The 18,182-nt window shown below is 71.8% G+C and carries 14 protein-coding genes and 1 pseudogene; 8 read left to right on the forward strand and 7 right to left on the reverse strand.

All coding sequences use genetic code 11. The annotated features are described in order from the left end of the window. Positions 1-64: 64 nt before the first annotated feature. Both IEY91_RS19955 and IEY91_RS19960 read left to right on the forward strand, forming a co-directional pair. Positions 65-712, forward strand: a pseudogene (locus tag IEY91_RS19955) (NADPH-dependent F420 reductase); the annotation flags it as partial. 52 nt (positions 713-764) lie between these two features. Continuing rightward, positions 765-1,655 carry a hypothetical protein gene (locus tag IEY91_RS19960; protein ID WP_189175029.1) on the forward strand — a complete coding sequence of 297 codons (891 nt, stop codon included), beginning with the start codon at positions 765-767 and terminating at the stop codon, positions 1,653-1,655. Between the two features lie 29 nt (positions 1,656-1,684). Here the strand turns inward: IEY91_RS19960 and IEY91_RS19965 are convergent, their stop codons facing one another. Beyond that, entirely contained in the window at positions 1,685-2,881 is a 1,197-nt protein-coding gene (locus IEY91_RS19965) for an MFS transporter (RefSeq protein WP_189175120.1), read from the reverse strand. 105 nt (positions 2,882-2,986) lie between these two features. After that, complete coding sequence (locus IEY91_RS19970) at positions 2,987-3,307, reverse strand: ArsR/SmtB family transcription factor (RefSeq protein WP_164323874.1); 321 nt, start codon at positions 3,305-3,307, stop codon at positions 2,987-2,989. A gap of 127 nt (positions 3,308-3,434) precedes the next feature. Between IEY91_RS19970 and IEY91_RS19975 the strand changes: the two genes are divergently transcribed. Continuing rightward, positions 3,435-4,898, forward strand: a complete 1,464-nt coding sequence (locus tag IEY91_RS19975; RefSeq protein ID WP_164323876.1) for an MFS transporter — start codon at positions 3,435-3,437, stop codon at positions 4,896-4,898. On the opposite strand, the gene IEY91_RS19980 is transcribed toward IEY91_RS19975, so the two are convergent. Continuing rightward, positions 4,870-6,390 (reverse strand): CehA/McbA family metallohydrolase, encoded by a 1,521-nt coding sequence (locus IEY91_RS19980; RefSeq protein ID WP_189175030.1) that lies wholly within the window; start codon positions 6,388-6,390, stop codon positions 4,870-4,872. The two genes, IEY91_RS19975 and IEY91_RS19980, sit on opposite strands and share 29 nt — an antisense overlap. A gap of 282 nt (positions 6,391-6,672) precedes the next feature. On the opposite strand from IEY91_RS19980, the gene IEY91_RS19985 reads away from it, so the two are divergent. Beyond that, positions 6,673-9,282 carry a bifunctional FO biosynthesis protein CofGH gene (locus IEY91_RS19985; protein ID WP_189175031.1) on the forward strand — a complete coding sequence of 870 codons (2,610 nt, stop codon included), beginning with the start codon at positions 6,673-6,675 and terminating at the stop codon, positions 9,280-9,282. A 25-nt stretch (positions 9,283-9,307) separates the two neighbouring features. Here the strand turns inward: IEY91_RS19985 and IEY91_RS19990 are convergent, their stop codons facing one another. Continuing rightward, complete coding sequence (locus IEY91_RS19990) at positions 9,308-10,756, reverse strand: FG-GAP and VCBS repeat-containing protein (protein WP_189175032.1); 1,449 nt, start codon at positions 10,754-10,756, stop codon at positions 9,308-9,310. 159 nt (positions 10,757-10,915) lie between these two features. Here IEY91_RS19990 and IEY91_RS19995 point away from each other — a divergent pair, with 159 nt between their 5' ends. Together IEY91_RS19995 and IEY91_RS20000 are read left to right on the forward strand one after the other, a co-directional pair. Then, the gene (locus tag IEY91_RS19995; RefSeq protein ID WP_189175033.1) at positions 10,916-11,485 is read left to right on the forward strand and encodes a cupin domain-containing protein; all 570 of its coding nucleotides are present in this window, start codon (positions 10,916-10,918) and stop codon (positions 11,483-11,485) included. Continuing rightward, a complete protein-coding gene (locus tag IEY91_RS20000) occupies positions 11,482-11,880 on the forward strand; it encodes a VOC family protein (protein ID WP_164323884.1) in 399 nt (132 codons plus the stop codon). The genes IEY91_RS19995 and IEY91_RS20000 overlap by 4 nt, the downstream gene beginning before the upstream one ends. Before the next feature lie 91 nt (positions 11,881-11,971). Here the strand turns inward: IEY91_RS20000 and IEY91_RS20005 are convergent, their stop codons facing one another. Beyond that, positions 11,972-13,435: an FG-GAP-like repeat-containing protein gene (locus tag IEY91_RS20005; protein ID WP_189175034.1), complete on the reverse strand. Its 1,464-nt coding sequence runs from the start codon at positions 13,433-13,435 to the stop codon at positions 11,972-11,974. Positions 13,436-13,554: 119 nt separating this feature from the next. Here IEY91_RS20005 and IEY91_RS20010 point away from each other — a divergent pair, with 119 nt between their 5' ends. Next, entirely contained in the window at positions 13,555-16,065 is a 2,511-nt protein-coding gene (locus IEY91_RS20010; RefSeq protein ID WP_229697094.1) for a tetratricopeptide repeat protein, read from the forward strand. On the opposite strand, the gene IEY91_RS20015 is transcribed toward IEY91_RS20010, so the two are convergent. Together IEY91_RS20015 and IEY91_RS20020 are read right to left on the reverse strand one after the other, a co-directional pair. Beyond that, entirely contained in the window at positions 16,062-16,268 is a 207-nt protein-coding gene (locus IEY91_RS20015; RefSeq protein ID WP_189175035.1) for a DUF397 domain-containing protein, read from the reverse strand. The two genes, IEY91_RS20010 and IEY91_RS20015, sit on opposite strands and share 4 nt — an antisense overlap. Beyond that, complete coding sequence (locus tag IEY91_RS20020) at positions 16,265-17,074, reverse strand: helix-turn-helix domain-containing protein (protein WP_164323890.1); 810 nt, start codon at positions 17,072-17,074, stop codon at positions 16,265-16,267. Before IEY91_RS20020 ends, IEY91_RS20015 begins: the two co-directional genes overlap by 4 nt. Before the next feature lie 277 nt (positions 17,075-17,351). On the opposite strand from IEY91_RS20020, the gene IEY91_RS20025 reads away from it, so the two are divergent. After that, on the forward strand, positions 17,352-18,152 hold the full coding sequence (locus IEY91_RS20025; protein ID WP_189175036.1) for a helix-turn-helix domain-containing protein: 801 nt from the start codon (positions 17,352-17,354) through the stop codon (positions 18,150-18,152). Positions 18,153-18,182 lie beyond the last annotated feature (30 nt).

Genomic DNA, 18,182 nt, shown 5'->3' on the forward strand with positions numbered 1-18,182 from the left:
GGACTGGTCCCGACCCGGTCCTCAGGACGGATACGACCCCCTCCGGCCCCCAACTACCGTCCCGACCATGAAACTTGCACTGATCGGAACCGGAAATGTCGGGCGTGCGCTGGCCAAGGGCTGGGCGGCGGCGGGCCATGAGGTGGTCCTCGGTTCGCGGGACCCCGCGGCGAAGGCGGAACTGGCGGCGGAGGTGGGCGTGCCGGTGGTGACGGTCGCCGAGGCGGCCGAGCGGGCCGAGGTGATCGTGAACGTCACGCCGGGGACGGATTCCGTGGCGCTCCTGCGCACGGTGGAGGCCGCGCTGCGCGGAAAGGTGCTGGTCGACATAGCCGTCGGCTTCACCGAGGAGCCGCACGGGATGGCCCTGTCACACCCCACGATCTCCCTGGGCGAGGAGATCCAGACGGCGTTCCCCGACACCCGAGTGGTCAAAACCTTCTCCACGATGGACGCCATCGTCATGACGGCCCCCGGCGACCTGACGGGCCCGTCCACCGTCTTCCTCTCGGGCAACGACCCCCGGGCCAAGAAGACGACCGCCACCCTCCTCACCGACCTCGGCTGGCCCGAGTCCGCCCACATGGACCTCGGCCCCATCGAAACCGCCCGCGGCCAGGAACACTTCGCGCTCCTCTTCATGGGCATCGCGGGCGCACTCGGCTCGTACGACTTCGGACTCCAGGTCGTCCCACACCGCTCGAACGAGTGACGCAACGCCATATTCCAGGGGCAGTTGCCACACTCGCCCTAGCGTTCCGCACATGGCGAGTTCATCCCACGAAGCGATGCACCGCATCTTCCAGAAGGAACCCGGCGTCTTCGGCCGGGCGTTCCGGGCGCTCGACCTGCCGTTCCCGGAACCGACAGCGGTGTCCATCATGCCCACCGACTTGACCGAGACGACGCCGCTGGAGCGCAGGGTGGACACGCTGCTCCGGTTCGACACCGAGAACGAGGGCAGTTTTCTGCTGGCGGTGGAGGCGCAGGGAAGAAGGGACCGCGCCAAACCCGCGAGCTGGGCGTATTACACGTCCTACCTGCACGCGAAATACCAACTCCCGACCGTCCTGCTCGTCACCTGTCAGGACAAGTCGACGGCGGTCTGGGCCGCCGCCCCCTACAGCGTCGGCCCCGCACACTGGCCCATGCTCACGCTCCGCCCACTGGTCCTCGGCCCGCACAACGTGCCTGTCATCACGGACGTGCGGGCCGCTGCCCAGGACATCCCGCTCGCGACCCTTTCCGCGATTACGCATAGTAAGGACGCGAACGCCGATGCCATACTGAAGGCGTTGGCAGCGGCCTTGAAGACCATCGACAGGGAGAATGCGGAGATCTTCTCCGAACTCACTGAACAGGGCCTGGCCAACAGCCCGGCTCTCAAGACTTGGAGGGAACTGGTGACCGTCGAGCTTTCCTTTTTCCGGTCGGAGACGTCTCAGCGGCTGCGGGCGGAGGGGCATACGGAGGGGCGTGCCGAGGAGCGCGCGGAATCCGTGTTGCGCACTCTGAAGCATCGGGGCATCGAGGTGCCCGAGGCCGTGCGGAAGCGGATCGTGGACTGTGCTGACCTGGAGACCTTGGCTGCCTGGGTCGACCTGTCCTACACGGTGAAGTCCGCTGAAGAGCTTTTCGCGGATTACGACGACTGACGTCAGTCTGTGCGGGACTCGGCCCGGGGCTAGGTGTCTTCACCTGGCCCCGGGCGTTTGCATGCCAGCATCAGCGCCGTCAGCAGATACGGCGCCGCGAACACCGCGAACGTCGTGCCGTGTGTGGTTGTTGATGCCAGTAGGCCGTACGTTCCGTACACCGTCACCGTCGTCAGTTCCGTTGCCGCGCCTGCCAGGGATGTGACCGTTGCTCGGCTCGGGCCCGTGATGCTGTTCTGGAGGCGGGTGTCGGCCAGGACGGTGGTCAGTTGGAAGGCGCAGAAGGCCAGGGCTACGAGGGCGACGCCTGCGGGGAGGGGGAGACCGGCTGCCGGGAGTGCCGCGCCTGCGGCCAGTGCCGCGCCCGCGCAGGCCAGGAGGGCCGCGAAGCCCGCCGTGCCGAGGCCCCGTAGCGAACCCGCCAGCAGGCTTCCCGCCGTCGCTCCCACCCAGATCAGCAGCAGCCACCACGGCACCACCGTGTCCGTCGCGCCGGCCTCCCGGACCAGGAGCGGGGTGTATTCGTCCAGGGCTCCCCATACGGCGGTTACGGCTGGTACTAGCAGTAGGGCCTCGCGTACGGTCCGGTTGCTGCGGGCCTCGGACAGGCCTGCTCGGAGGGATGCCGCCCAGCCGGGGGAGGAATCTTCGGAGGCGGGGGTGGGGACTGCGTCGGTGGCGGCCTTCGTTTCCCGGTCCCGGTGTTCCGGGAACCGCCCCGCCACCACCGCCGTCAGCACGCACGCCCCCACACTCGCCGCCCCCATCACCCCGTACCCGCCCGCCCCGAGCACCGGGCCCGCGAGTGCCGTCGCCGTCATCACGCCCACCAGGGCGGCCGCCCGCGCCCGGCCCATGACGTGGGCGTAGCGGTCGGCGGCTCCCAGGTGGGCCAGCTCCTCGTACACGAGGGCCTCCAGCGCGCCGGAGCCGAACGCGCCCTTCGCGCCCCACAGCACGAAACCGATGGCGAACGTCCAGTACGAGGGCGCGACGGTCCAGAGGGCGAAGCCCGCGGCGGTGAGCAGGGGGCCCGTCCACAGCAGGAGGCGGCGCGAGACCGCGTCGGCCAGGGCGCCGGAGGGGACCTCCAGGACGATGCCGGTCAGCGACCAGAGGACGAAGAGGGATGAGATCTGCGCGACTGACAGGCCCGCGTCGCTGAACAGCAGCGCGTACACGGGGTAGAGGAGTACGCAGTCGTCCAGGAGCGAGTACGCGTACAGCGTCGCCGCGAGGCGGCGGTGGCTTCCGGTGCCCGGTGAAGGTCAATGTCGGCGGGTCATGCTCCCGAGCCTAGCCGCCCGCCGCCGTGCCCGCCCCGGCTTCCGTCAGGACTCGTCCGCCCGGGCCCCGGCCAGGATGGCGTCCAGCAACCCCGGATAGCGCGCGTCCAGATCCTCCCGCCGCAGCGTGAGCAGGTTCTCGCGGCCGGACGGGCGCTGCCGGATGACCCCGCTCTCGCGCAGCACGCGCCAGTGGTGCGTCATGGTCGACTTCGCCGTCACGCCGAGGGTGTTGAGGACGCTCGTGCAGTTGTGGTCGCCGCCGCCGTCGAGGAGCCGGACGACGGACAGCCGCAGCGGGTTGCCGAGGGCGCTCAGGACGCCGTCGACCCGGATCTGGTCCCGCTCGGGGTGGCGGTAGCTCATACCCGACACCGTACCTCCGTACGTAGACATTCGAACTATCGCTTGCCGCCCCGCTTGATTGTACGTAAGGATGCGTACAGTCAATCGTATGTAGAAACGCGTACTGTCGTACCGAAGGGATGCTTCCGTGTCTGACAAGCGCCGCCTGGGCTGGACTCTCGTCCTGCTCGCCCTCGCGCAGACCGTCTACTCGCTCGACCTCAACATCGTCTTCGTCGCCCTCCCGGAAATCGGCGCCGACCTCGGCTTCCCGGGACAGACCCAGCAGTTGGTGGTCAGCGCCTACGTCGTCTTCGCGGGCGGGTTCCTGCTGCTCGGCGGGCGGGCGGCCGATCTGCTCGGGCGGCGGCGGATGTTCGTGCTCGCCCTCGCCCTGTACGCCGCCTCGTCGCTCGCGGGCGGGCTTGCGAACAGCGCGGGCGTCATCATCACCGCCCGCGCCGTACAAGGGATCGGGGGCGCGCTGCTGCTGCCCGCGACGCTCTCCCTCATCAACAACCTCTTCGAGGAGGGGCCGAAGCGCAATCGCGCCCTCGCCGTGTGGGGCGGTGCGGGCGCCAGCGGGCTCACCCTCGGCGCGCTGCTCGGCGGTGTGCTCACCGAACGCTTCGGCTGGCCCGCCGTGTTCTACGTGAACGTGCCGCTCGCCGGGCTCGTCGCCCTCGCCGCGCTGTACGTCGTCCCGCGCGACCCGGCACGCGGCGAGCGCCGCCGCTTCGACCTGCCGGGGGCGCTGAGCGTCACCGCCGGGTCGACCCTGTTGGTCTTCGGGCTCGTCGAAGGGCCGGAACTGGGCTGGGGCGACCCGCTGGTGGTGGGGGCCTTCGCGGCCGCCGCCGTGCTCCTCGCCGCCTTCGCGGTGATCGAGGCCCGCAGCGCCGACCCGCTGATGCCGTTCCGTCTTTTCCGCAACCGCAGCCTCACCGTCGGCATGACCGTCACGTTCGTCTACATGGCGACCTTCGGCGTGCTGCCGTACTTCCTGACGGTGCTGATGCAGAGCGTGCACGGGTACTCCGCACTGCGGACCGGCCTCGCCTTCCTGCTGCCGTCCGTCGCCATCGCCGCCGGCACCCAGCTCGGCGAGCGCATGGCCACGCGCGTCGGTACCCGCGCCACACTCCTGACCGGCTTCGCGACCGGCGTCGTCGGCACCGCCGTGCTCGCGCTCGGCTTCGACGCCGACGCGGGCTACGGGCTGCTCGTGCCGGGGCTCGTGGTCTCCGGCGTGGGGCAGGGCATCGTGTGGACCGCCATGTGGATCGCCTCAGCCACGGGCACGCCCGCGCACGAGCAGGGTGTCGCCAACGGCATCGCGTCCACGGCCCTCAACATCGGCAACGCCATCGGCCTCGCCGTGTTCACGGTGATCGCCGACATCGGCACGGAGGGCAGGACGGGCGCCGCCCTGCGCACCGCGACCGCCGACGGCGAGTTCCTCGTGGTGCTCCTCACGGCGGCGGGCATGGTGGCGGGCCTGCTCGTCACGCTCACGCTGCCCCGGTCACGGGCGGCCCGTACGGTACGCGCCTCGCGTACCGCCGAGCCCGCCGCAGACGTCCTCAACGCCCCAGGAAAATCGGGTTCGTGAGGGCCTTCATGGGGCCGGGGAGGGGCGGGGTCACCGCAGGCTGCCGCACCTCGGCCCGTACGTACGCCGCGTACGAAGCCGTCGTACGCCACTGGGCCGACCCCGTCCCCGACTCCGGGATCACCGGGCTGGTGAACAGCACGCCCTGGTCGGTGATGAAGCGGATCGTGCAGCCGGGGACGCCCTTGACGTCGAGGCGGACCGTCACCGGGTCGTCGGAGTCGACGCGGAGGCGTTCGCCGATGCCCGCGTGGCGGCCCTTGCCGCCGCTCGCGCCGAAGGTGAGCTCGATGGCCTTGGACTCGGTGAGGTAGGAGCGGCCCGCGCGGATGCCGTCCTGGATGGCCTCGCGGGTCAGGTCGTCGGCGAGGACGACGGTCTGGGGGCGGCCGACGGGGTCGGGGTCGCGGTGGGCGTCGCTGTTGCCCATGGCGGGCGTCCAGCGCCGGCCCCCGCGCGCGGCGGCGACGAGCGCGTTGTCCCACTCGGAGATCGCCACCTCGTCCTCGGGCGAGAACGCGCCGTTCCACACCTCGACCGCGTCCGCCTCGCCGAAGCCGAACTTCCAGTTGCAGCCGACACACGTGGCGTGCGGGTGCGCGGGCACGACAAGGCCGCCGGCGCGGTGGATGTGTCGGGCGTAGTGGCCGAAGCGGTTGTCGCGGGCGCGGTAGCGCCAGTCGACGAACGTGCCGGGCTCGGTGCCGATGGCGAGGACGTGGCCGTTGCGGGTGGTGACCTCTTCACCCAGGAGTACGAGGAGGTCGTCACCGGCTACCTCGGACCAGTGGGCGTGCGCCGATTGGGTGTTGTGCTCGGAGGTGTTGATGAAGTCCAGGCCTGCGGCGCGGGCGAGGGCGCCGATCTCGGCGGGGGTGCGGCGGCCGTCGGAGTACCAGGTGTGCAGGTGGCAGTCGCCCCGGTACCAGGCCCGGCCCCGCCCCTTCGCCCGCTCCGGCGGGTACTTGGGCTTCGGCGTGGTCCCCGGCGCCCCGTAGGTGAGGGTGATGGTCACCTCGTACGGCAGGCCTTCCGGGGCCACCGTGTAGGGGCCGAGCGCGATGTTCCACGTCCCGGCGCGCACGGGACCCGGGATGTACCCGGGCGTCGCGTCGTCCGCCCGGATGAAGAACTCCGTGCGCGCGCCGCCCGACCAGCCGCGGAACCCCTTGCCGCCGAGCGCCGTGCCGCGCTCGTCGAAGATCCCGATGTCGAGGGCGTTGCCGACGGTCCCGGCCGGGACGGGCGGCTTCTCATAGGTGTACGAGACGTGGATCTGCTGGACCCCGCGCGGGATCTCGACCGGCAGGTACACGAAGTCCGGCGATCCGGTGGGCAGCGTGCCCTTGACCGTCTTCGTCTCTTTCCCGGTGCGCCGCTCCTCGGCGGCGCCCGCGCTGCTCGCGAAGCTCACGCTGCCCAACGTAAGGGCGGTCGCCGCCCCCGTCACGAGCAGCGCGCGTCTGTTCAGGTGGCTTTCGTCCTCACACATGCTGTGACTCCCCAGAGGTCGTGGGCGAAGGTGCCCGACGGTGACAGCGTGACGGCGGTGCTCACCGCAACCTTGGTATTGAGCCGTGAACTCCCCTGTAAGGGAAGGGAATCGGCAGGTTTCCGTCCGGGAACGCGCGGGTCGGCCACGAGGGTCCGCCGACGACACCTGTACGGCCCGCCATGGCCACCCCTACGGCACCGCGGCCGGAAACCGTACGGGCCGACCCCCGGGGCACAAGTGCCTGTAGGTGTCACATGTCCTCGCTCGTATGCTCGGGGGATGACCAACAGCGCACAGCCCGCCGAGGCCGGACGTCCCACCGCCAACGCCATGCGCCGCGCCCTGAAACGGGCCAGGGACGGCGTCGCGCTGGATGTCGCGGAGGCCGCGGTGCTGCTGCAGGCGCGCGGGGACGACCTGGAGGACCTGGTCGTCTCGGCGGGGCGGGTGCGGGACGCGGGCCTTGAGGCGGAGGGGCGCGCGGACGTCATCACGTACTCGAAGAGCGTGTTCATCCCGCTCACCCGGCTGTGCCGGGACAAGTGCCACTACTGCACGTTCGTGACCGTGCCGGGCAAGCTGCGCCGGGCCGGGCACGGGATGTTCATGTCGCCCGACGAGGTCCTGGACATCGCGCGGCGCGGCGCCGAACTGGGCTGCAAGGAAGCGCTGATCACCCTCGGCGACAAGCCGGAGGACCGCTGGCCCGAGGCGCGCGAGTGGCTGGAGGCGGAGGGGTACGACGACACGATCGCGTACGTACGGGCCATATCGATCCGGATCCTCGAAGAGACGGGTCTGCTGCCGCACCTCAACCCCGGCGTCATGTCCTGGACCGACTTCCAGCGGCTCAAGCCCGTCGCGCCCAGCATGGGGATGATGCTGGAGACCACGGCGACGCGGCTGTGGAGCGAGCCGGGCGGGCCGCACTACGGCTCGCCCGACAAGGAGCCCGCCGTGCGGCTGCGGGTCCTTGAGGACGCGGGCCGCTCGTCCGTGCCGTTCACCAGCGGGCTGCTCATCGGCATCGGGGAGACGTACGAGGAGCGGGCGGACTCGCTGTTCGCGCTGCGGCGCGTGGCCCGGTCCTACCACGGCGTCCAGGAGCTGATCATCCAGAACTTCCGCGCCAAGCCGGACACGGCGATGCGCGGCATGCCGGACGCCGACCTCGACGACCTGGTGGCGACGGTGGCCGTGGCGCGGCACATCATGGGCCCTTCGGGCTGCATCCAGGCTCCGCCCAACCTCGTCGCCGGGGAGTACGGGCGGCTCATCCGCGCCGGGATCGACGACTGGGGCGGCGTCTCGCCCCTCACCATCGACCACGTGAACCCCGAGCGGCCCTGGCCGCAGATCGAGGAGCTGGCCGCGCACTCCGAGGCGGAGGGCTTCGAGCTGCGGGAACGGCTCTGCGTGTACCCGGAGTTCGTACGGCGCGGCGAGCCGTGGCTCGACCCGCGGCTCCTGCCGCACGTGCGGGCCCTCGCCGACCCGGAGACGGGCCTCGCCGACCCCGACGCCCCCGTCCGCGGCCTGCCCTGGCAGGAGCCCGACGAAGGGTACGTGGCCTCCTCCGGCCGCACCGACCTGCACCACACCATCGACACGACGGGCCGCACCTCCGACCGGCGCGACGACTTCGACGAGGTGTACGGGGACTGGGAGGCGCTCCGGGAGCAGGCCGCGCCCGGGATGGTGCCCTCGCGCATCGACGGCGACGTGCGCGCGGCGCTGGCGACGGCCGCCGACGACCCGACGAAGCTCACCGACGACGAGGCCCTCGCCCTGCTGCACGCCGACGGGCCCGCCCTCGACGCCCTCTGCTCGGTCGCGGACGACGTCCGCAAGTCCGTGGTCGGCGACGACGTCACGTACATCGTCACGCGCAACATCAACTTCACCAACGTCTGCTACACGGGCTGCCGTTTCTGCGCCTTCGCGCAGCGCCGCACGGACGCCGACGCCTACACGCTCTCCCTGGACCAGGTCGCCGACCGCGCCGCGCAGGCCTGGGACGTGGGCGCCGTCGAGGTGTGCATGCAGGGCGGCATCCACCCGGACCTGCCCGGCACGGCGTACTTCGACATCGCGCGCGCCGTGAAGGAGCGCGTGCCCGGCATGCACGTGCACGCCTTCTCGCCGATGGAGGTCGTCAACGGCACGACGCGCACCGGGCTTTCGATACGGGAGTGGCTCACGCGGGCCAAGGAGTCCGGCCTCGACTCCATCCCCGGCACGGCCGCCGAGATCCTCGACGACGAGGTGCGCTGGATCCTCACCAAGGGCAAACTGCCCACGGCGACCTGGATCGAGGTCGTTTCCACCGCGCACGAGCTGGGGCTCAGGTCGTCTTCGACGATGATGTACGGGCACGTGGACCAGCCCCGCCACTGGCTCGGCCACTTCCGCACCCTGGCCGGGATGCAGCAGGCCAACCTGGAGAAGGGCGTCGAGGGCTTCACGGAGTTCGTGACGCTGCCCTTCATCCACACCAACGCCCCGGTCTACCTGGCCGGGATCGCCCGCCCCGGCCCCACCACTCGCGACAACCGCGCGGTGACGGCCATGGCCCGCCTCCTCCTGCACCCCCACATCCCCAACATCCAGACGAGCTGGGTGAAGCTCGGCACGGAGGGCGCCGCCGAGATGCTGCGCTCCGGCGCGAACGACCTCGGCGGCACCCTGATGGAGGAGACCATCTCCCGCATGGCGGGCTCCAGTTACGGCTCGTACCGCTCGGTGAAGGACCTCGTCGCGATCGCCGACGCGGCGGGCCGCCCGTCGAAGCCGCGCACGACGCTGTACGGCGAGGTGCCGGAGGAACGGCAGCAGGCGGCCGCCGCTTCGGACGGCCACCTGCCGGAGCTGCTGCCGCTGGTCGACTAAGCGGCTTCGCGGGTGGGTGGTGTTGTCAGCGGTCGCCGAGGTGGTTGCCGAAGCGGGCTTCCTTGCGTTCGGGGGCGTTGACGGCCGCCGGGCCGAAGGACGTGATGGCCGTGGTGGTCAGGCCGGTCTTGGCGCCGCGCAGGATCCAGGCCGCGCCGGAGTCCTTGTACGTCCCGTCCTCCTGCGGCGCCGACACCGTCAGGTCGGCCCTCTTGTCGCCGTTGGTGTCGCCGAGGAGGACCTGGGAGCCGAAGCGGTCCTGGGTCTCCGAGGCGCCCGGGACCCCGGCCGTGGACTGCGTGAACGCCTGCGCGCCCTTGCCGGTGAGGCCGCCCGACGCCTTCGGGGCGCCCTTGAGGAGCACCACGCTGCCCGCGCCCTTGACGCTGCCGATGGCCTCGCCGGGGATGCCGGCGGCCAAGTCCGCGTAGCCGTCGCCGTTCACGTCGCCCGCGCTGACGACCGCGCCGAACTGGTCGCCCGTCTCGCCGACTCCGGGGACGCCCGCCGTGTCCTGGGTGATCTTCGTGATCCGCCCGGAGGGTCCTGACGCGCTGCCGTACTCGATGCGGACGGTGCCCTTGTCGGATTCGTTGTCGTCGTTGTTCGTGCCGTTGTCGCGCGCGGCGAGGTCGCCGTAGCCGTCGCCGTCGAAGTCCGCGATGACGCCGCCCAGCGTGGACTTGAGGGACTTGGAGGTGTGCGCGAGGCCGTCCTTGCCGCCCTTCCAGAACCGGCTCGCGTACGCCATCTCCTCGAAGCCGTGGCTGGTGACGAGGTCGTCGACGCCGTCGCCCGTCATGTCGCCCGCGATCAGGTCGCCGGGCCCGAAGGTCCGGCCCGTCTCGATGGCGTCCTCGCTCGCGGGCTTGCCCGCCCGGGTGAACGGGCCGTACGACACCGTCATGCCCGCCAGGTCCTCGTTCGGGTCGTCGCTCGTCGGGAACCGGTCCGACACGAGGTCCTGGTGGCCGTCGCCGTTGAAGTCCCCGGTGGTGGCGCGGCCCGGGATGTCGGCCAGCTCCGCGTGGCGGGTGCCGGACAGGCCGTCCTTCGCGCCCCACAGCACGAGCGGCTTGTCGCCGTTGTACGAGACGACGACGAGGTCCGTGTACCCGTCGCCGTCGAGGTCGGCGGCCGACGTGAACTGCCCGAAGTTCCCGTACTCCGCTGGCTCGCCCGGCACCCCGGCGGTCTCCCTGCTGATCGTCTGCGCGTGCGCCTTGTCCGGGCCGGACGCCGAGCCGTACACCACCGAGACGTACCCGGCCTCCTTCCCGGCGACGGTGCCGCCCGGGGATGCGGCGACGAGGTCGGTGTAGCCGTCGTGGTTGAAGTCGGCGGCGGGGGTTCGGGGCGGGGTGGGGGCGCTGGGGGCGTGGGGTGCGGCGGTCGCGGTGCCGGCTGTCGCCAACGGCGCCGCGAGCGCGGTGGCCGCGACGGCGGCGAGGGCTGCCTTGAGGGAGCGTCGCACTGATCCTCCTGCTGTGACTGGGGTGGGGCACTTGGGGAGACCTGTGAGGGGCGGGGACGGTTGCACGGACGTGGGGGCGGGCGCCAAGACCTGGAAAATTGACCCACATTTCTGCTGCCGAAAAGAACTGTCCAGCAGGTCACTCCGGACCGTAGAGTCATGATCATGAACAACGACGCGAACACGAACTCCCAGACCACCACCCCCCTCCAGGCCGTCCTGACCCGCGGCGCGGAGGCCGAGACCTGCGCCGACCCGAGCAGCGTGATGACCCTGCTCGGCGAGTCGTCCGGCGCCGCGGGCTTCACGAGCTACCGGTCGACCTTCGCCACGGGCGCGGTGGGGGCGCCGTCCCACTTCCACACCAAGGCGACGGAGCTGTTCTTCGTCATCAGCGGCTCGCTCCAGGTCCTCGTGGGCGAGGAGGTCACCGTCCTGAACGCGGGCGACTTCCTGGCGGTGCCGCCGCACACCCCGCACGCCTTCGCCGCGGCGCCGGGCTGCGAGGCGGACGTCCTCTTCGTCTTCACGCCGGGCATGGACCGGTTCGACTACCTGCGGCTGCTCGGCCGGGTGCTGCGCGGCGAGGCCGACCCGAAGGAGATCGCCGAGTCGGGCGAGCGCTTCGACAACCACTACGTGGACAGCCCGGTGTGGCGCGCCGCGCTGGAGGCGGCGAAGTCGGAAGCCGCGACGGGCGACGCCGCGAAGGCCGAGGCCGCGAAGTGATCGACTCCACCACCCACGTCCGCGTGGCCCGCCCCTCGCGCGACCTCGCCGCCGCCGAACGCTTCTACGTGGACGGCCTCGGCCTAGAAGTCCTGTGGCGCACCACCGAACGCGTCTCCGGGGAGCACGACCTGGTGATGGTCGGACTCCCCGGCGGCGCCTGGCACTTCGAGCTCACGCACGACCCCGAGCGCCCGCTGGACCCGACCCCGACCGTGGACGACCTGTTCGTGGTCTACCTCGGCAAGCCGGTGGACGAAGCACAGGTCGACCGCCTGACCGCGGCGGGCGGCACCCGGGTCCCCGCGCACAACCCGTACTGGGACGAGTACGGCGTGACGGTCGCGGACCCGGACGGCTACCGGCTGGTGCTGTGCGAGCGGGCCTGGGGCTAGCCCGGCCCGGGCCCGCGAGCGCGACGGCTCGCACGGGCGGTAGCGCGATGGCTCACGTGAACCGCCGCGCACCGCCGCGTACCGCCCCGCCTCAGCGGCCCAGCTCCGTCCCGAACCGCGCCCCCTTCTCCGGCGCGCCCAGCACCCCCGGACCGAAGGAAGCAATCCCGGCCGTCGTCACCCCGGACCCGGCGCCCCGGAACACCCACACCGCCCCCGAGTCCGCGTACGTCGCGTCCTCCCCGACCGCCGCGACGGTCAGGTCGGCCTTCTTGTCGCCGTTGACGTCGGACAGCAGGACGCGGGCGCCGAACACGTCGCCCTTCTCGGAGGCACCGGGCACGCCCGCCGTGGACTGAGTGAACGCCTGCGCACCCGTCCCGCCCAGGCCGCCCTTGGCACCCTTGAGCACAACAACACTCCCCGCGTCCTCGACGTCCTTGCCGCCCGCCTTGACGTCCTCGCCGGGCACGCCGACGGCGATGTCCGCGAGACCGTCGCCGTTGACGTCGCCCGCGCTGAGGTCGGCGCCGAACTGGTCCCCGCTGGTGTCCTCGACGGGGCCCTGCCCGCCCGTCTCACCGACGCCGGGGACGCCCGGACTGTCCTGGGTGATCTTCTTGGTGCGGGTGGCGGCGGGCCCGGCGGCGCTGCCGTAGTCGACGCGCACGGTGCCCGCCTCGTACGAGTTGTCGTCGTTGCTGCCGCCGTTGTCGCGGGTCACGAAGTCGCCGTACCCGTCACCGTCCACGTCCGCGACGACGCCGCCGTCGGACGACTTGAGCCCCGTGGACGTACGACTGATCCCACTCCTGGTGCCCTTCCAGAACTTGCTGGCGTACGCCTTGTCCTCGAAGTTGTGGCTGGTGACGAGGTCGTCGACGCCGTCGCCGTTCATGTCCCCGGCGACGAACTGGCTGGGCCCGCGGTAGGCCCCGATCGTCACGACGTCTCTCTTCGCGGGCTCCCCACCCCGCGTGAACGGCCCGTACGAGACGGTCATCCCGCCTATCTCATCCTCATTCGCCGGATACGCCCCCGTCACCAGGTCGCGGTGCCCGTCGCCGTTGAAGTCCCCGGACGCCAGGTCCCCGCGGGACCCCGGCAGTTCGGCGGTCGCGCCCGTCAGCCCGTCACCGGACCCCCACAACACATAGGCCTTGCCCGTGAAGCCCCCGACGGCGAGATCGCTGTACCCGTCCCCGTCGAAGTCGTCGACGGCGAGCTCCCGCCCGAAGCTGTCGTACTCCGCGACGTCACCGGGCACCCCCGGCGTACCGCGGTCGATGACCCGCGGATGCGCGTGATCGGGCCCGCTCTTGGACCCGTACACGACGGCGACGTACCCGGCACTCTCCTTCCCGCCGACCGTGCCGTACGGCGCCCCGATCACGAGGTCGGCGTAGCCGTCCTTGTTGAAGTCGGTGACCGGCGTGCGGGGCGCCTTCGGGGCCTTGGGCGCGGGGGACGCGGCGGACGCGGTGCCGGACGCGGCGAGCACGAGCGGCGCGGCGAGGGCGGCCGCCGCGGCGGCGGCGATGAGGGTGCGGCGCACTGTTCCTCCTGTGACGTGGGTGGATGTCGCAGGGGAGACCTGTGAGGAGGGGCGACGGTTGTACGTCCCGGGGGTCAGACTGGTGCGGCTGAGGAGACCTGTGGCGTGAGGGAGTGGGCATGGCGTGGGCATCGCGCGGGGCGGGTGCGGGGCGGCCGTCGATGCAGGAGTTGATACGGCGGCGCCGGCGGGCCGGGTTCGTGGGGCGGCAGGAAGAACTCCGGGTGTTCCGCGAGAACTTCGACGAGCCGCCGGAGGACGAGCGGCACCGCTTCCTGTTCTGCGTGCACGGTCCGGCAGGGGTGGGCAAGACGTCGCTGGTCCACGAGTTGCGGCAGGTGGCCCGGGACCGGGGTGCTCTTGTCGCGTACGTCGACGACGCGGCGGACACGTTGCCGCTGGTGCTCGCCGAGGTGGCCGCGCAATTCGCCCGGCAGGAGCGGCGGTTGAAGGGGCTTGAGCGGGCGTTGGCCGGGTACCGGCAGCGGGTGCGGGAGGCGGGGGCGGGGGCGGCCGTCGATCCCGGCGCGACTGGTGCGGCCGGTGCGGCTGGGGCGCCCGGGACGACCGGCGCGCCCGGTGCGCCGTCCGCGGGCAGTCGCCTCGTGGCCCGCGCCGGAGTCGTCGGCATCGGCATGGTCCCCGTGGTGGGCCCCTTCGCGGCCGGTGCCGTGGACCCCGAACAGCTCGCGCGCGGCGCCGACGGGCTGCGGGAGCGTTTCGGGTCCCGTCGTCCACGCGGCACCGGCGAGGACCTCGCCGGACCCCTCCTGGAAGCGGAACGCGCCCTCACGCCCGCCCTCACCGACGATCTCACGTCGGCGGCGGACGCGGCCCCGTGGCTCGTCCTGTTCTTCGACACGTACGAGCGGACGGCGCCGTTCCTGGACGGCTGGCTGCGGGACGTGATGACGACGGACCGGTACGGGGAGCTGCCCGCGAACACGGTCGTGGTGCTCTCGGGCCAGCGACCGCTCGACCCCCAACTCTGGGACGACACAGGTGACTTCGCGTGCGACGTCCCGCTGTCCCCCTTCACCGAGGACGAGGCGCGCGGTCTGCTCGCCGCCAAGGGCGTGACGGACGAGCCCGTCGTGGCGGAGGTCCTGCGGCTCTCCGGGCGGCTGCCCGTCCTCGTCTCCACGCTGGCGGAGTCGGGGCCGCAGGGTCCGGACGAGGTGAGCGACCCGAGCGCCGGGGCCGTGGAGCGGTTCCTGCGGTGGGAGCCGGATCCGGGGCGGCGCACGGCGGCGCTGGACTGCGCGTTGCCGCGGCGGCTCGACGAGGAGGTGGTGGCGGCCGCGGTGGGCGAGGCCGGGTCCGCCGGATTCCCGGCCCCGGAGGTGTACGCCTGGCTCCGCACCCTCCCCTTCGTCGCCGACCGCCCCGACGGCGGCGCCCGCTACCACGACGTGGTCCGCGCCCCCATGCTGCGCCTGCGCCTCAACTCGGCACCCCGGGCGTGGAGTTCCGCCCACGTCCGCCTCGCCGGCGCGTTCGCGGCCCGGCGGCGGGCGCGGGAGGAGGGCGACCGGGGCGAGGTGGGCCGCCCGTGGGCCCGGCCCGCGTGGCGGGCGCTGCGGGTGGAGGAGCTCTACCACGACCTGTGCGCGCGGCCCGGCGACGCGTTCGCCGGGGCGCTGCGGGAGGGCGTCGAAGCGTGCCACGCGCAGACGCGGTACACCGCGGTGGCCCGCGACTGGGCCCGGGTCCTCGCGGACGCGGGCGAGGACGCGGGGGAGGAGTGGCTGCGGCGCTGGGGCGAGGACTGCCTGGCGGCACTGGCGGACGAACACCTCGGCTCCGTACGCGTACTGGACCTGATCCTGGCACGCGGCGGCCTCGACGACGCGGGCCGTGTCGCCGCGTACAACGCCCGCGGCTGGTGCCACTTCGGGGCCGGGATGTTCGCGGAGGCCCTGGACGACCACGCGCGGGCCGTCGACCTCGACCCCGCCGACCCGTGGGGCCACCACGGCCTGGCGATCACCCTGCGGGCGCGGGCCGAGGAGGGCGACCACGAGACGGCGCTGGCCCACATCGACCGGTGCGCGGAGCTGGCGCCGGGCGCGGAGTGGGTGGCGCACGAGCGGGGCGAGACGTACCGGAGGATGGGCCGCCACGAGGACGCCCTCGCCGAGCTGGACCGGGCCCACGACCTCGCCCCGCGCGAGCCGTTGACCCTGGGCAGCCGCGCCCAGGTCAAGTTCGTCCTGGGCCGCCCCTCGGAAGCCCTGGCCGACTTCGACCACGCCATCGCCCTGTGGCCCGACTACACCTGGGCCCTCATGCGCCGCGCCCACATCCGCTCCATCCTCGGCGACAAGGAGGGCGCCCTCGCCGACCTCGACCAAGCGGAGCGGCTCGCGCCGGGCGGCAGCGGGATCCTGGGCGAGCGGGGTGATGTCCTCCGCTTCGCGGGCCGCCACGAGGAAGCGATCGCCGCGTACGGCCGGGCGCTCGCCCTTGACCCCGGCTATGCCTGGGCCCTGGGCAGCCGCGCCCTGGCCCACGAGGCCCTCGGCGACCGGGACCGGGCCCTGGCCGACCTGGAGCGGGCGCTGGAGCTCGACCCCGGGTACGGGTGGGCCCGCGAGCAGCGGGAACGGATTCTGGCCGGGGGCCTTTAGCGGGTCGCGGTGAACGCCACGAACTTGGTCCACGCGGCGTCCGCGACGGCGAGGCGGGCGCCGTGCTTGTTCTTGGAGTCGCGTATGTGGACGGTGGTGGGGGCTATGGCGACTTCGACGCAATCGGGGCCGTCGTTGCCGCTGTAGCTGCTCTTGAACCACTCCAGCGTGGAAGTGTTCCTGGTGGACGTGTTGGGGGTCATGTCTCTCCCAGTACTTTCTCGATGAAGGCGAGGGACTCCCGTGGCGTGAGAGCCTGCGCCCGGATCATTCCATAGCGCATTTCCAGGACTTGGACTTCCCGAGGGTCAGTGATCAGGCGGCTGTGGAGCTGGCCCTCTGTGTGTCCCAGCGTCTTGCCGTCCCGGAGTTTCAGCACCCGGAAGGAGCCCATCATGGCTGCGTGGTCTTCTTGCTCCGTGGGCATCACCTGGATCTCGACGTGCCTCAACTTGCTGATTTCAAGCAGGTGTTCGAGCTGTTGGCGCAACACCAGTTTGCCCCCGACCGGTCGTCGCAGGGTCACCTCTTCCTGGACGAAAGTGACCAGCGGTCGGGGCACGCGCTCGAGGACGGCCTTTCGCGCGATGCGTGCGGCGACGTGACGCTCGATCTCGTCCTCGGTGTACGAAGGGCGTCGCATCGCGTACAGAGCCTGCGCGTAGTCAGGGGTCTGTAGGAGACCGTGGATGTGAAGGCTGGCGTAGCCCCCGAGTTCCGTCGACTCGGCCTCCAGCTTCGCCAAGTCCCGAACATTCTTCGGGTACCGCGCCTCCTCCACATCCCGCTTCATCGACGAGATCTTCCCGCCCGCCCCCAACACCTCATCGGCGTTGTCCAGGAACTCGGGCTTGGGGATCCTCCGCCCCCGCTCCACCGAGGCCACCATGTCCTCGCCGTACCCGATAGCCGCGCCGAACTCCGGGCGCCGCATCCCCGCGGCCTCCCGCCACACCTTGATCTGGCGGCCCACCGCCTTGAGCACGGCCGCCGCTTCCTCGTCCTCCATGTGCCACCTCCCATGTACCGGGACCTGGCGAACCGCGACCCGGTCGGGCCCGACGCCAAAGAAGTAAGAACCGGAAGAAAGGACCTACCCAACCCCGCCCAACCTCGCGCTCACTCGCGAGAGTGAACATCGCGAACTCGGCTGGCGTGGAAGGGAGATGGTGGTGCAGCGTCAGCGCCAACAACCGCAGACATGTGCCCCAGACATGAATCGGCCCTCGCCGGGACTGGCATCCCAGTGCGAGGGCCTGATCACCGAGGAAGAAAGACGCTTCCCGATGACTTCGCTTCAGCCTAGCGCGCCCACGCGTGCCCGGTCCGGCCGTTCCGGCCCTGGCGTCGACCACGTCACCGAACGCCACCACGACCGTTTCACCGTGGTCGGAAACCACCTCGCGCAGCACTCCGAGCTGTCCCTGATGGCGATCGGCCTGGCCACCCACATCCAGTCGCTGCCCGCCGGATCGCCGATCGGCATCAAGTCGCTGGCCCTGCGCTTCCCGGAGGGCGAGATGCGGATCGCCGCCGCGTTACGGGAGTTGGAGGCGCACGGCTACCTGGCCCGGGTCAAGGAACGGCTCCCCTCGGGCAGGATCGTGACCCGCACGGTCTCGTACAACAAGCCCCAGCTAGCCGCCCGTCCGGTCGCGAAGCCGATGAGCCCGAAGCCGGTCGCTCCGAAACCCCCGGAACCCCCGCCGGGCGACCCGATCGCGGTCGACCTGCTGGCTGGCCTCCGCGCCCACGACGCCCGCCTACTCCTGACCCAACACGATGTACGCCGTCTCGCACCGGACGTCTCCCGCTGGCTGGAACGCGGCGTCCCCCCAGCCGCCGTACGCCAGGCCTTGACATCCGGCCTGCCTCAGGCCCCCATCCGCCACCCGGCGGCCTTCCTCGCCCACCGGCTCACGGAACACCTGCCACCACCCCTGCCCACGACCCCACTTCGGGCCGATGGCCGCCCCGACCCGCTCCAGACCTGCGACGGCTGCGAACGGGCCTTTCGGGCGCCACGTCCGGGACGATGTCGCGACTGCCGAGTGGTTCCGCGCCTGGGCCAGGACGCCGCCGCGTAGCCTGTGGAGCGGAGTCGGGGGGTGGCGCGA

Source organism: Streptomyces lasiicapitis (assembly GCF_014646335.1).
GTDB classification, from domain to species: domain Bacteria; phylum Actinomycetota; class Actinomycetes; order Streptomycetales; family Streptomycetaceae; genus Streptomyces; species Streptomyces lasiicapitis.

Bases quoted from the DNA above. Each gene is read 5' to 3' on its own strand.
- IEY91_RS19960 (WP_189175029.1), top strand. From the start codon at position 765: ATGGCGAGTTCATCCCACGAAGCGATGCACCGCATCTTCCAGAAGGAA.
- IEY91_RS19970 (WP_164323874.1), bottom strand. From the start codon at position 3,307: ATGAGCTACCGCCACCCCGAGCGGGACCAGATCCGGGTCGACGGCGTC.
- IEY91_RS19980 (WP_189175030.1), bottom strand. From the start codon at position 6,390: ATGTGTGAGGACGAAAGCCACCTGAACAGACGCGCGCTGCTCGTGACG.
- IEY91_RS19985 (WP_189175031.1), top strand. From the start codon at position 6,673: ATGACCAACAGCGCACAGCCCGCCGAGGCCGGACGTCCCACCGCCAAC.
- IEY91_RS19995 (WP_189175033.1), top strand. From the start codon at position 10,916: ATGATCATGAACAACGACGCGAACACGAACTCCCAGACCACCACCCCC.
- IEY91_RS20010 (WP_229697094.1), top strand. From the start codon at position 13,555: ATGGCGTGGGCATCGCGCGGGGCGGGTGCGGGGCGGCCGTCGATGCAG.
- IEY91_RS20015 (WP_189175035.1), bottom strand. From the start codon at position 16,268: ATGACCCCCAACACGTCCACCAGGAACACTTCCACGCTGGAGTGGTTC.
- IEY91_RS20020 (WP_164323890.1), bottom strand. From the start codon at position 17,074: ATGGAGGACGAGGAAGCGGCGGCCGTGCTCAAGGCGGTGGGCCGCCAG.
- IEY91_RS20025 (WP_189175036.1), top strand. From the start codon at position 17,352: ATGACTTCGCTTCAGCCTAGCGCGCCCACGCGTGCCCGGTCCGGCCGT.